The following is a 13,594-nucleotide window of genomic DNA, read 5'->3' on the forward strand; positions in this document are numbered from 1 at the left end:
TTAACCTTGAATAGCGTCTAGCATGCCCCACATTGGCAGGAATATGCCCAGTGCAAGAATTAATACCATACCTGCTACTACGACTAATAATATAGGCTCTATTCTGGCTGTCAGCGTTTTCAAGTCATAGTCCACTTCACGATCATAAAAATCCGCTGCTTCAAGCAAAAGCTCATCAATTCGTCCGGTTTCTTCTCCAACGGATAGCATCTGCAGCACCAACGGCGTAAACACCTGACTATTACTCGCTGTGGTTGAGATAGTTCCCCCTGCTTCAATGGACGACTTCATCTCTAAAAGACGGTTTTCTAAATATTTGTTTTCTAAAGCTTCTGCAGAGAGTGCCAGTGACTGGTTCAGAGGAACCCCCGCTTTGAGCATCAGTGCAAAAGTACGAGAAAATCGTGATAGCTGAGCACGATTCACTAAATCGCCAATGATTGGCATGCGTAAGCGAAATTTGTCCCACTTTTCCTCGCCAGTTGCCGTTCTTACCCATGCCTTAAAAGCAAATATCAGACTGACAATCCCCGCCAGCATAAAGGCCCAATAGTTGACAAAGAAGTCAGATGTCGCGATCAGAATTCGGGTGGGCAGGGGCAGATCAACGCCAAAGCGAGCAAACATACTGGTAAACTGTGGAATCACCTTAACATTGAGAACAAACAGCGCAACGAGAATAAAACTGATCACAAACGTCGGATAACGCATCGCTGTTTTAATACGTTTACGTGTTTCCACCTCCTGCTCATAATAATTAGCCAGCTGCATAAGGGCCTGATCCAGTCGGCCTGTGTTTTCGCCAACATTGATCATGGAAACAAACAACGGACTAAACACTTTAGAATGCATTTGCATGGATGCCGACAAGCTGCGTCCATTGGTCAGCTCTTGCGTCACTTCTTCTAGTGCCTGTTTCAACTGCTTATTGGCGCTGTTTTGGGTTAACCCCTTCATTGAACGTAATAAAGGGACCCCCGCCTTCGTCAAGCTATAGAGTTGACGACAAAAAATAACCAGCACTTCGAGAGGAACCGACGGCTTAAATAGAGCTCCGAAATCCGCGCTAAACGCACTCCCACCACTTCTACCTAGTGTGATAGCCGTAGGAATTACGCCTTTGTTGATCAAAGACTCTGCAGCCGCTTCTTCATTTGGGGCTTCTACCTGCCCAGTCGCGGCTGTACCGTCTATGTTGCGTCCCTGATAACTAAATACTGGCATGGCTCATCCTATAGATAGATGGCTTCAACAGACCCAGACGCATCACCTTCGCCGAGGTTCATCACTTCATCTAGGCTCACTACTCCCTGCAATGCAAGCTCCATTGCCGACGCAAGCAAAGGTTTATAACTGTCAGACTGGCGGGCAACGGCTGAAAAACCCACTGCGTCATTGGCCCTAAGCTTATCCATCATATCCTGTTCGAGTTCGAGCATCTCAAAAACACCAATCCGGCCTTGGTAACCGGTGAGATTACAGTTTTGGCATCCACGCCCTTTAACAAAAGCAGCGTGTTCTTGATTAGGAAACGCTGCGCTAACCACTGTTTACGAGCATCTTCAACAACATCTTCAGTTTTACAATCTGGGCAAACTTTACGCACTAAACGCTGAGCTACTACCGCACGAACGGCGCTTGCCACTAAGTAACCAGGAGCGCCCATATCCATCATTCTTAGCGCGCTATCCACTGCATCATTAGTATGTAAAGTACTTAACACCAAGTGCCCCGTTAACGCAGCACGCAAACCAATCTCCACTGTTTCTTGATCACGCATCTCACCAACAAGAATGATATCAGGATCTTGACGGAGAAAGGTTCGTAGAATCGTTGAGAAATCGAGATCGATTTTAGAATTTACCTGAACTTGGTTCACGCGCGGTAGACGATATTCGACAGGGTCTTCTGCGGTAATGATCTTCTTGCCGGGTTCGTTGAGTTCACTTAACGCCCCATATAACGTGGTGGTTTTACCAGAACCTGTTGGTCCAGTAACTAATATCATACCATGTGGTCGACGAAGTTGACGCCGCAGACGTACTAGTAAATGGTCTGGTATCCCTGAGTATTCGAGCTTTCTCACTCCTGTCGATTGATTGAGAAGACGCATTACCACAGATTCACCATGCTGAACTGGCATCGTCGACATACGTATATCAACCGACTGACCTTTGGCCCTAATGTTAAAACGGCCATCTTGCGGTAAACGCTTTTCAGATATATCCAGATTCGCCATCAACTTCAGACGCAGCACCAAAGCGGGAGCAACATTAACCTCGTTGAGCAAGGTCTCATGCAGCACACCATCAATACGCTGGCGCAAACGCAATACATTCGCGTCCGGCTCAATATGAATATCTGAAGCGCCAACCTGAATGGCATCTTCAAACAAGGAATTGATCAGTTTCACAACCGTGACTTCGTCACTGTCTTCATCCTCAATGCTGAAATCAAACGTTTCATTCACTTGATGCTCAGCTTGAAGTTGCTCAGCAAAAGAAGCAATTTCTTTGGTACGTCGATAGTAACGGTCAAATCCATCAACCAGTTGTTTTTCAGCAGCAATGACAAATTCAATACTGTAATTAGGGAGTTGCCCAAGCAAAGCTTCCTGAGCAAAGAGATCCGCCGGGTCACTCATCGCAACTCGAAGCGTATTTCCCTGACGACCAATAACCAACGTTCTCAAACGGCGGGCATGCACCTCTGGGAGGAGCTGCACCGCATCGGCGTCTATATTCGCTCGACTAAGATCAATAAGGGGGACATCGAGCTGTTGGGATAAAAAGGTCAACATTTGATGCTCAGTTAAGAAACCGAGTTCAATCAGAGTCGCCCCTAGTTTTCGGCCAGTGCTTTTCTGAGAGGCGAGTGCCTCCTCTACCTGAGAATCAGTAATGATGCCTTCTTCAACCAGTAGGTCTCCAAGACGTTTCCTAAGCTTAATTTGCATCCGGTTGCCCCTCTAAACGACCAATAAGCGACAAACGATCACGGATAAACTGTTTTGACTGGTTCGATAACCCGAGTTTCGTCAAAGCTTGCTGATATGCTTCTTCGGCTTTAAGTAAGTTCAATGCCCTCTCTTGCTGGATCCCCAAACCTAGCCACCATCGACCACTATCAGGATCCATTGACACTAGGCTCTGATAACTACTCAGAGCAATGTCATCTTGTTTAGATTTTTGAGCCAGTGCTGCTCGCAGGGATAAATACTCTACCGACGCCTTCTGCGGCAAGTGCACCAAAGCCGTTAACGCCGCCTCGTTTTGCTGCTCTTTCATTAATAACTTAGCCAAAGATATCCTTAGTGTACTGTCTTCTCTATCGAGCTGAATACCTTTGCTTAAGATATCGACCGCTTTTCTAGATTCTCCTTTGCCGTAGTAAAGCGCTGAAAGCTTTTGTCGGACCTTAACACTGGCTGGCGCGTAACGTAGTGCCTCCTGATAATGGCTCAATGCTTCATTGAGATTATTATTGTCGAGTGCTTTTTTAGCTCGAATCTCTGCTTTTTCTGCAAGTTGAGCCGAAGAAAGCTCCACTTGACGGACCACAACCTCTCCTTTTGCAACTTTAGTCGGAGGCGTTGCAGTCGTGGCGACTTTTAGTATCGGCGGTTGTGGCAAACGGCTCGAGTTTTCATTGATCAAATTTGATGGCGGTGGATTGTTTTTTTTGTCAGACTTGCGCTGAGGCAGATAAATAGCGTCACTGCTAACTGATGATTTCGATGTCGGAGATACAACAACCTCAACCGTTTTATCTACACTGACGCCCGTCAGAGGCTGAGACTCGACAACAGGGGCCTGAGTAGACAGCGCCCATCCACCCACTGCCAAGCTTAAGCCAAAGCTGCCAACGACCCAAGGCAGAACCTTAAGCTGCTTAACAGGTTTCACCTTCGCCTTGACGACCTGCTCTGGCTGATTGGAATGACTGTTGGCTAGTTCAGAAAGCGCATTATTGATGGCACTCATGGTAAACTCCAGCCCCAAATTAGCGGGCTTTTAAATTTTGGTTTACAGCTGTCATACGTATCATGGATAGCGTTAAACAACTGTCGGTTACTGACGTTAGATTCACTCTGGCTACACGCTAGCACCAAACACTTATGACAGATTTGATTGATCAGTCTTGGAATGCCCCGACTGGCTTTCCAGATCGCTTTTTTCTGACTGAGTGTAAATAGTTCCAGCTCCCCACCAGACTTTTCGATCCGATTATCTATGTAAGCGACCACCTCAGAAACAGACAGTGTTCTTAATTTCGCACTGAAAGTGATACGTTGTCGTAACTGACGCAAGTGATGCTGTTCAAGCCGTTCATCCAACTCAGGTTGGCCTATTAGTACAATTTGTATCAGTTTGTGGTACTCCGTCTCCAAATTGCCAAACAAACGTAACACTTCCAGCGCTTCATCACTTAAGGCCTGAGCTTCATCAACAAACAACACCACTTGAGCGCCACTTCTTGCTAACTCTATAAGTTTAGCTTGTATATCATCGACGAGAGTCGTGGCATCGGTAACACGCACCTCAAGCTCTGTTGCAATCGCTCTCCTCAGCTCCTCACCACTTAGCGCTGGGTTAGGCAGATAAACCAGTTGTACTGTCTGACTTAGCTGATTGACGAGGATTCGGCAAACCATGGTTTTTCCGGTACCGACTTCTCCGGTTACCTTAATTAACCCTTCTCCCATTTCTATCGCGGATTGAACCGTTTGAATTGCCTCATAATGAGGCTCCAACCCTAGGAACAATTCGGTGTTCGGGGTCAAATGAAACGGAAACTGAGTTAAACCAAAATGCTCCAAATACATAGTCGTTTACTGCTCATCAGGAAACCATTCCTGAAGTAAATCCCTCGACCGTTCAATTTCTTTCTGCCACGTATTTACGCCCACAACTGTTGGTTTGAGCAAGATCACTAACTCGGTCTTCTCCGTATACTTTGTGGTATTTCGGAACAGGTGCCCTAACGCTGGGACATCGCCTAAGAATGGGACTTTAGAGGTTCGATCGAGAGTGTTTGACTTCATAAGCCCTCCAATCACCACGACATCGCCATCTTGAGCACGAATCACCGAGTCTGATTCACGAATAGAGCTGGTAGCGAGAGGTAAAGAGACTGTACCTGAGGAGCCAGTGTCGATATTTTTTGTTTCTTCCGTCACCTCAATCACGGCAGGATGGACATGTAAAAGTACACTGCCATCATTGTCTATTTGTGGAGTCACATCGAGGGAAATACCTGAAAAGAATGGGGTCAGTTCAATATCCGTGCTGGTTGTCGATGTTGTACTACTTGAATCAATATTGGTCGAAAAATCCGTGACAAAATAGCTGTCCGTACCGACTTTTATTACCGCCTTTTGATTGTTGGATGCCGTAACGCGAGGGCTAGAAAGAACATTCAGATCACCTTGCGTTGCCATAAAACTGATGACCGCATCAAAACTACCACTAGAAATGACTAAGTTAGCCTGCCCACCCAACAAAGCACCTACCGTATCCAAACCGGGTAATGTGGCTGGCGTACCAGTGGTCACTGGAGTTCCTTGGCCTATGGTGTAATTGGTCCCATTCGAAGTGAACGCCTTCGACCAATCAATACCTTGCTGGTAACCATCACTCAAAGTGACCTCAAGAATTTTGGCTTCAAGAATCACCTGTCGGTGTAAGCGCTTTTGAGATTCACCAATAAAGTTTCTCACTTCTCTAATTTCATCCGGAAACGCTCGAATCGTAATGACACCAGCTTGAGGCGTTATGACGACACTTTGCCCCTGACCCGAACCCACTAACTGGCTTACGGCCTGCTCAAGTTGCGGCCAGAAGTCACTCTCGCTGGTGGTTTCAATTTCAGTACCACCTTTGGACGAGCTGGTATTGGAACTCCCCGTACTTGACGTATCTGAACTGGAAGAAGACGAACTTGAAGAACTGTTGGTTACAGTACCCGTAGTGATAGAAGTCAGTGAGCGGCCATTCCGCTTGAATTGCAGATAATCAACCGGAATCGTCACGGTTCTTAAACCTGCTGGGTAGATCTGTATTACCTTTCCCACTTTTTCAATTTGATAGCCATAAAGATCCTGAACAACAGACAACACCTCGTCTAAAGTAACGTCCGTCAAGTTAACCGTAATAGTGCCCGACACATCAGGGTGTAAAGCAACACTGAATTCCGTTCCCTTTACTAAACTGGCAAAAAAAGCGTTGGCATCAACATCATTTGCTTGAATTCGAAAGCGTTTCACCGTCTCTGACGCCATCAAGCCTGAACCATCCAGCTCAGGCATCAGATCAGCTTCTACAGAGGGTGGCAAGTCATCTAAGCCATGACTGCCTGATTGGCTCAACGCTTCATTGAGAGCGTCTTTTGCCTCCACAGGTGGACGGTGCCCCATAGAGCAGCCAATTAATGACGCAACTGTAAAGACTACAACAAGTTTACGCATACGCTTCCAATAACCTTACTGTTTTATATCCAGAGTAAATAGCTCTAACTTCCATTGTTGACCCGCTTTCAATAGCGTAACAAGTTCTGGTTCAATATGACTCACCGTATATCCGTTGACCGTATCCCCTACTAATGCCACTTGATTACTGAGCACCGCCTTACATTGTCTAGCCTCTGAGCAAATAATACTTTCCAACATAGGGATGGGCTGTTCAGTAATCTTAGCAGCCGGTTTCGCCTCTTGAGGCTTCTGCCAACCCAAAGGCGCCGTTGGGTCCTTTGAGGCGCAGATCACCGACGAATAGCCAATCAAAACGACAAAAATGAATTTAACCACCGATGAACTCCTGTCTTGTGCCAAGCGTGTACACCTCAAGTATTAAACGTGCGGTTGGGTATTCCTCAACAGTGTAATTGAAACTGCGCCAATAATACTTCACTGGAAGAGATTCTAGAGTGTTGAGATAGCTAAGAATGGAGAAATAACTGCCCGTTAGTTCGATCTTAACCGGATGTAGGTAATACCCTGTCTGAGTCTGATTATCAGCGCCACCAGCTATTGGCTCTGCTGCCATTGACTCGAGAGACACCAGTTTCAATCCTTTTGTGCCAGCCAAAACACCCTCCAGTAAGCGTGCCATTTGGCTGGGGGAAATCAGGGTTTCTATTATTTCAGCCAACTGTTCTGACAACTGCTGACTTTCCATCAGAAGTTGCTTGTATTGCACATCTATCTTCTGATCAGGATCTTTGTTAAGTGTAGCGGTTGCCAACAGAATATCCGCTTCGAGACGTTGTACGCTCAACTTAGATGAGCTAACTTGCCCTGATAAGGATTGATTCGTTTTCAGTACAGGTTCAATCATCCAAACAAGCAAGGATAAACCAATAATAACTAGGCCACAGATAGTCAGAAGCCACTTTTCACGTTGGCTTAGTACGCTGAATTTGTCACTCAATTGGTGCCACAATTGCTGCATTATTTAGGCTCCTGTTTCGTGATAAGTTCAAACGTCACAATGTCATCATCGTTGCGACCAATTTTGAGCTTTTCAAATGTTCGTCCCACAAGATCCACTTCAGATTTAAATTGATTTACCCAATTAGGAATAGCCCTAGCTTCGCGCGCAAGCCCTTGTAAATCCATAGTATCAGCATCGATAAAGATATGATTTAACGAGATATCCTGTCGACCTAACTCTGCTAGCGCACGCATCACACCTGAGTATCCAATTTGCTGAGATTGGTCAAACCCCTTGACGGCTTTAAATGAAGCCTGTTTCGCCTGAATATCAAGCTTTAATCGCGCAACAGCAGCAACTTTAGCTGCTGATGGTTTATGTTTTGCGATGCGCTGATTCAGTTCGGCAATCTGCTGCTCAAGCCCGACTTGCTGAGCTCTGTAATTTTCTAGGTCTCGCTCAAGCTGAACTTGTTGAAAATGAAGATAAGCGAAAATACTGACTAAAACTGTCGCAACGGCAGACCAACCGACAACCACTTTAAACAGGTTAAATATTTCTTTTTTTGGCTTCAGGGAATCTGGGAACAAATTGACCGCGCTGTCACTGAGCTGATCAACATATTCAATCAGAGTATCCCCAGATTCACGATCACCCTCAGTCAACGCTGCAACGTTGACATTCAGACGTTCACTTAGTGCTTCGACCAGTTGTTGTTGATCTTCCTCATCACAACATATTTTCATCTTATGAAGAGAAGCGCCGCGCAACTGTGAGGAGAGGTAGTCAATCGAACGTTGTAGTTCTAAGGCAATACCATCGAGCTGAAGTGCACTAGTAGCAACACCTGTTAGTGGAGAAGCCACTCCCCTAATCGTTCTCTGGAAAGCACAGTGGTGATCGACGAAAGCTCTAACCCGAAAGCTACTTTGCTTACTGCGTTGTAAGAGCAAAAAGCTGGATAGTTCACCCGCAGATACTCCCCATATCTCGTCCTCGACCAAGACTCGGTTTAGCATGATATGATGAGCTGACAAACTTTGTTGTAAGCCAACAATCAAACTCTTAGGTACAACATACACTTGTAGCTTGTTACCGACCGGAAGATGAGCAGCATCAGCAACTATCTCAGTCACTTTTTCACTGATGAGATCTTTGAGCAGAAAAGGTAAAGCACTACTCAATTCAGTTTCAGGAATGTTAGGCTTATCGATTTGGTAGGTTTGATAGATTTTGGAGTTTAGGACAATATCCAGATGTAAGTCAGAGAGTTTCGATTGGACCAATGTTTTGAGCAGTGTTTCTTGCCATGCTCCCTCTTCCACCATCACCTTAGAGGGTAATTTGCCTTCAGACAATGCTGAAAAATAGAGTTCACCAGGCTGAACAACAACGGTCAGTTTTAAGCCGACTCGCTGTTTGTGATTTAACTTTCCGATCAAAGACTGAATGTTCATTTATTGCTAATTTTTCGCCACCGGTTGCGACGACCGACTTGCACTTTACTGGCCATCATAGCTTTCCTTTCAGTTTCAGCTTTAGGCATCAGCTGTTGTTCAGACTGGAAGTAGCGTCCTTGAACACCTTGTACTCCTAAAGCCAGCATAGTCTTGTACTCTTGTTTATTGTCGACCCCAACGGCAATAACTTGAGTTTTGAGTCCTTCACATGCGCCTAATAAACTTCGAACAAATAACTGATTTTCGTCTCGCTGATCTATTTGTTTCACTAAACTTCTATGCAGTTTTAAAAAATCGACTGGAAGATCTTTTAAATAATGAGTGCTCACAATCGATCGACCAGCTTGACCAACGGCAATGCGACAACCCAATCCAGAAATCATTTTTATCACTGGGCGCATATAGTCCAGATGTTTAACTAATCTTGCTTCTGAAAATTCGAAGATCAACGATTTTCGTTGTTCTGATGTTAATTGTAGTAGTTCATCCCGGAACCATTTGAAGTATTCTCGACCCGCAAACGGCACTACATGAATGTTTACAGAGTAACATATTCTTTTCTTTGACACTTTCAGAAATTTTACGATCGCAGCAAAAACAGCACGATCAAGAACGGTTTCATAACCCACAGATTCTATAGCAGAATTGAATCTAGATGCCTTTATTAAACCTTTATCCGGATCATTAATACGCACAAAAAGCTCAGAGTGCTCAAACACCCTATCTTTGTTTGAATCTAACAAATAGCAGGGCTGATAAAAAATATAGAGTTTTTCTGGCTTAATTACTAAATCGAATAGAGTACGCCAACGCACGTTACCGCGGTCATCATCATGCGTGACCAATTTATTAAATTTATTCCAGGTATTTACGCGCTGTAACTGAGCACTTTTCAGGGCCGTTTCAACTTCATCTAGAATACGGCCTTGGCTCTCTCCTTCTCTGTACATACTGACACCAATATGCAACCAATTTTCTTTTTCTAGAGGTAAAGGAGGAGAAAGTTTAGTCAATTGCTTTAAGCTATTTATTGCTATTTGAGCGACTTCTTTGCTGCCTAAATGAGGGGCAAAAATAGCAAAGTCAGACTCATAATAACGAGATAGAATGGCGTCTGGATAACGCTGAACAATGTTATTTAAGCTAGTGCCGATATCGATCACAAAGTCATCTGCTACCTGTTTTCCAGACTCTTCTTGTAATTGTTCCCAATCGTCGATACGCAAAAGCAATACACCACCGTGAGAACCATGTTCAGAAAGTGCTGATTCTAATTTACTGTCGAAAAGTACGCGATTAGCAGTGCCAGTGACCTGATCTAAAAAAGTTTGGGTACGAATGAAAGTATCAAAGCGGCTGCGCTCTTGACGAGCATCCTGCAATTCTTCTATTAACCGATCTAGAGCTTCACTGGCCGTGTAGGGCCACTCTCTTACATCACCTTTGGCATACTCTTCAACACGTCCAGCAAGAATCATTCGCCCTCGTTCCTCCAATAACTCAGATCCCGCAAGTTGCTCCTTGAGCCATTTAACACCACGCATTAAGCAGAAAATAATCAAAACCACAGCTAAGGTGATCGACCACAAAGCTTCTAGGGAATAGCCATAGCCGATGTAGGGAGGAACGGCTTTAAAGTGGAGACGATAACCAATATTGCGCTCTAGCTGGTATTCAGCGTCATAGAGGAGAACTTTATCAACTTTCGAAGAGGTATCTTTATAACGGTATATAACACCATGGCTAGATAGCAGCTCCATCTCAACAATGTTGGAAGCTTGGAGCATTTTGGGCATCCAACGTTGCAACGAGTACGCGGCGTCAGGATCTTCCATTTCCTTATCTAATACTTCGACAATGCCTTGAAGAGAGTGATCTAGGTACTCTTGGCCAAGTCGTTTAAACGATAAGGTTCCACCTAAAAAAGGATGAACATCGCACTGGTCACTATGACAGTGACAAACGCAACGAGGCGAGTGCTCAGCTTTAAGGTAGGGGTGTACCTCATAGGTAAAGAATTCCTTTTCTCAAAATAAGGTCGTAGCAGCGATAATAATCAATCAGTTCTCATCATTGCCATTAACTGATTGGTCTGTTTTTCTAACTATATAAAAAAGCCGCGAAATTCGCGGCTTTTTTCAGGATTCAATGAGTTAGAATGGGATATCGTCATCAAAATCCATTGGCGGCTCATTGTATTGAGGCTGGCTTTGGTTCTGTGACTGCTGCTGTTGCGGCTGCGAATACTGTTGTTGAGCCGGTTGACTTTGCTGCATTGCAGGCTGTTGAGGCTGACCCCATCCGCCTTGCTGTTGAGGCTGTCCCATCGACTGACCGGGTGCTCCACCTTGAGCGCGGCCACCGAGCATTTGCATTACGCCATTGAAGCCTTGAACAACCACTTCTGTCGTGTAACGATCTTGACCATTCTGATCTTGCCATTTGCGAGTTTGTAACTGGCCTTCAATGTAAACCTGAGAACCTTTACGCAGGTATTCACCAGCAACTTCTGCCAGCTTGCCAAACAGTGACACACGGTGCCATTCAGTTTTCTCACGCTGTTCGCCTGTTGCTTTATCACGCCAGCTTTCAGACGTCGCAATCGTGATGTTTGCTACAGCGCCACCGCTTGGCATATAACGTACTTCCGGATCTGAACCCAGATTTCCGACTAAAATAACTTTGTTGACTCCACGGCTCGCCATGATTCGCTCCGTCTAATTTTTCTATTTACCTTAAAACAGCACATAAGGATAACACGCTTTACTCTTTGAACAAATTGCAATCCTCACCATGGGTTCACAAAGTCATGAGCCCTATAGATAGCAGCATTATTTACGAGCAAATTCAATCCATTACATGATTGATAGATTTAATAATTACCTACTAACATGAAACTATACGCAATCCTGTAAACATAATTCGCACTAGTCACATTTCTCCTTCACTCTGCAAGTACTTGTAATGAAATCGAATGAAAACTCCGATGAGCAAAAATATCTATACCCGAACTATCTACTTTCTATGTGAAGATAAAAGCACAATTCACCCTCTTATCCGTCAGGTTGAGGAACAACTCCAGATCCAGATCCCCGAATCGAGCCAGACGAATTAATGCTTGCCATGCAGCAGCATAAACATAAGATTCTGATGATAGATCACAAGAACTATCAAACACTCAATAACCAGATCCGTGATCTTCCTCTCTCGAACAAAATGTTTGAAACCATCGTTTTTAATGTAGAGAAAAGACTGAAAACAGACGACCTGCTCTGCTTTGGCGACCTAAAAGCTCTGTTTTATCAAGAAGAATCAATTGAAGCGATTGCAAAAGGGTGTGGTGAAGTGATCAATGGTCAAAACTGGCTACCTCGAAAAGTGGCTGCTCAACTGCTGCATTACTATCGCCATGTAGTACTCAGCCAAACTGCTCCAGCCACCGTAGACTTAACCGCTAGAGAAATCCAGATTCTGCGATGTTTAAAAACCGGAGCATCAAACATACAAATTGCTGAAGATCTGTTCATCAGTGAATTCACTGTTAAATCTCATTTGTACCAAATCTTCAAGAAACTCTCGGTAAGGAATCGAGTACAAGCCATTGCTTGGGCTAATCAACATATGCTGTCTTAAATATAATCCGATACGCAAAAACTCACATTTTGTCTTTAACATTCATTATCCATTCACGCAAAAAGTGATAAGGTTGCGCCAGCTATAATAGATTAATAAAGATATAGGGTTTAAACATGATCAAAAAGTGCCTTTTCCCAGCAGCTGGCTATGGAACTCGCTTTCTCCCTGCGACCAAATCCATGCCTAAAGAAATGATGCCAGTCGTCAACAAGCCGCTTATCGAATACGGTGTTGAAGAAGCTATTCAAGCCGGTATGAATGGTATGTGTATTGTTACTGGCCGTGGCAAACACTCGATCATGGACCATTTCGACAAGAACTACGAATTGGAACATCAAATCAGCGGAACGAATAAAGAACAACTGTTGGTCGATATTCGTGACATTATCGAGAGCGCCAACTTCACTTACATTCGTCAACGTGAAATGAAAGGGTTAGGTCATGCAATTTTGACTGGCCGTGAGCTAGTCGGTGATGAACCGTTTGCTGTGGTACTTGCTGATGACCTTTGTGTCAATGAACAGGAAGGAGTGTTAGCCCAGATGGTTGCCCTGTTTAAGCAATTCCGCTGCTCAATTGTCGCTGTTCAAGAAGTGCCTGCCGACGAAACACATAAATACGGTGTGATTTCCGGTGAGATGATCAAAGACGACATTTATCGCGTCGATGATATGGTTGAAAAACCGGAACCTGGTACCGCACCAAGCAATCTAGCTATCATTGGTCGCTACATCTTGACGCCTGATATTTTCGAGCTCATCGAAAATACCGAGCCAGGTAAAGGTGGAGAAATTCAGATTACTGACGCTCTGCTGAAACAGGCAAAGGCAGGTTGTGTTCTGGCCTATAAATTCAAAGGAAAACGCTTTGACTGCGGTAGCGTTGAAGGGTACATCGAAGCAACTAACTACTGTTTTGAGAACCTTTACCTTAAAGACAGCAAAAAGTCTGAGCTTGATAAGCAGAGTACAACGAAAGGATCATAATTCTAGATTCTTTACAGAATGAAAGGTCGCTCAACAGAGCGACCTTTTTACTGTTTTTTCATACAGTATTTTCTTTGAACAT

General features: G+C 44.5%; 9 protein-coding genes and 3 pseudogenes. 2 read left to right on the forward strand and 10 right to left on the reverse strand.

Translation table 11 applies throughout. The features are described from left to right. The 10 genes and pseudogenes from KW548_00225 to KW548_00270 all read right to left on the reverse strand — a co-directional run bounded on the left by KW548_00225 (position 1) and on the right by KW548_00270 (position 11,595). Complete coding sequence (locus KW548_00225) at positions 1-1,224, reverse strand: type II secretion system F family protein (GenBank protein QXX06636.1); 1,224 nt, start codon at positions 1,222-1,224, stop codon at positions 1-3. 8 nt (positions 1,225-1,232) lie between these two features. Beyond that, positions 1,233-2,956, reverse strand: a pseudogene (locus KW548_00230) (GspE/PulE family protein). Next, positions 2,946-3,983, reverse strand: coding sequence for an MSHA biogenesis protein MshN (locus KW548_00235; GenBank protein ID QXX06637.1), 1,038 nt, complete (start codon positions 3,981-3,983; stop codon positions 2,946-2,948). Before KW548_00235 ends, KW548_00230 begins: the two are co-directional and overlap by 11 nt. After that, positions 3,980-4,825, reverse strand: coding sequence for an AAA family ATPase (locus KW548_00240; GenBank protein ID QXX06638.1), 846 nt, complete (start codon positions 4,823-4,825; stop codon positions 3,980-3,982). The genes KW548_00235 and KW548_00240 overlap by 4 nt, the downstream gene beginning before the upstream one ends. 6 nt (positions 4,826-4,831) lie before the next feature. Next, entirely contained in the window at positions 4,832-6,466 is a 1,635-nt protein-coding gene (gene mshL / locus KW548_00245) for a pilus (MSHA type) biogenesis protein MshL (protein QXX06639.1), read from the reverse strand. 15 nt (positions 6,467-6,481) lie between these two features. Further along, positions 6,482-6,805, reverse strand: a complete 324-nt coding sequence (locus KW548_00250) for an MSHA biogenesis protein MshK (GenBank protein ID QXX06640.1) — start codon at positions 6,803-6,805, stop codon at positions 6,482-6,484. Then, positions 6,798-7,448, reverse strand: a complete 651-nt coding sequence (locus KW548_00255; protein QXX06641.1) for an MSHA biogenesis protein MshJ — start codon at positions 7,446-7,448, stop codon at positions 6,798-6,800. Before KW548_00255 ends, KW548_00250 begins: the two co-directional genes overlap by 8 nt. Next, entirely contained in the window at positions 7,448-8,887 is a 1,440-nt protein-coding gene (locus tag KW548_00260) for an MSHA biogenesis protein MshI (protein QXX06642.1), read from the reverse strand. The genes KW548_00255 and KW548_00260 overlap by 1 nt, the downstream gene beginning before the upstream one ends. Next, positions 8,884-10,898: pseudogene (gene csrD, locus KW548_00265) on the reverse strand (RNase E specificity factor CsrD). Before csrD ends, KW548_00260 begins: the two are co-directional and overlap by 4 nt. Positions 10,899-11,043: 145 nt before the next feature. Continuing rightward, positions 11,044-11,595, reverse strand: a complete 552-nt coding sequence (locus KW548_00270) for a single-stranded DNA-binding protein (protein ID QXX06643.1) — start codon at positions 11,593-11,595, stop codon at positions 11,044-11,046. Positions 11,596-11,876: 281 nt separating this feature from the next. Between KW548_00270 and KW548_00275 the strand changes: the two are divergent. Both KW548_00275 and galU read left to right on the forward strand, forming a co-directional pair. Continuing rightward, positions 11,877-12,523: pseudogene (locus KW548_00275) on the forward strand (response regulator transcription factor). A gap of 116 nt (positions 12,524-12,639) precedes the next feature. Continuing rightward, the gene (gene galU, locus KW548_00280; protein QXX06644.1) at positions 12,640-13,512 is read left to right on the forward strand and encodes a UTP--glucose-1-phosphate uridylyltransferase GalU; all 873 of its coding nucleotides are present in this window, start codon (positions 12,640-12,642) and stop codon (positions 13,510-13,512) included. The last annotated feature ends 82 nt before the right edge of the window (positions 13,513-13,594 follow it).

The sequence above is a fragment of the Vibrio neptunius genome (genome assembly GCA_019339365.1).
Classification (GTDB): Bacteria; Pseudomonadota; Gammaproteobacteria; order Enterobacterales; family Vibrionaceae; genus Vibrio; species Vibrio neptunius.

Excerpts from the sequence above, each read along its gene's own strand:
- KW548_00260 (QXX06642.1), bottom strand. The coding sequence starts at position 8,887 with ATGAACATTCAGTCTTTGATCGGAAAGTTAAATCACAAACAGCGAGTC.
- KW548_00235 (QXX06637.1), bottom strand. The coding sequence starts at position 3,983 with ATGAGTGCCATCAATAATGCGCTTTCTGAACTAGCCAACAGTCATTCC.
- KW548_00270 (QXX06643.1), bottom strand. The coding sequence starts at position 11,595 with ATGGCGAGCCGTGGAGTCAACAAAGTTATTTTAGTCGGAAATCTGGGT.
- galU (QXX06644.1), top strand. The coding sequence starts at position 12,640 with ATGATCAAAAAGTGCCTTTTCCCAGCAGCTGGCTATGGAACTCGCTTT.
- KW548_00240 (QXX06638.1), bottom strand. The coding sequence starts at position 4,825 with ATGTATTTGGAGCATTTTGGTTTAACTCAGTTTCCGTTTCATTTGACC.
- KW548_00225 (QXX06636.1), bottom strand. The coding sequence starts at position 1,224 with ATGCCAGTATTTAGTTATCAGGGACGCAACATAGACGGTACAGCCGCG.
- KW548_00255 (QXX06641.1), bottom strand. The coding sequence starts at position 7,448 with ATGCAGCAATTGTGGCACCAATTGAGTGACAAATTCAGCGTACTAAGC.
- mshL (QXX06639.1), bottom strand. The coding sequence starts at position 6,466 with ATGCGTAAACTTGTTGTAGTCTTTACAGTTGCGTCATTAATTGGCTGC.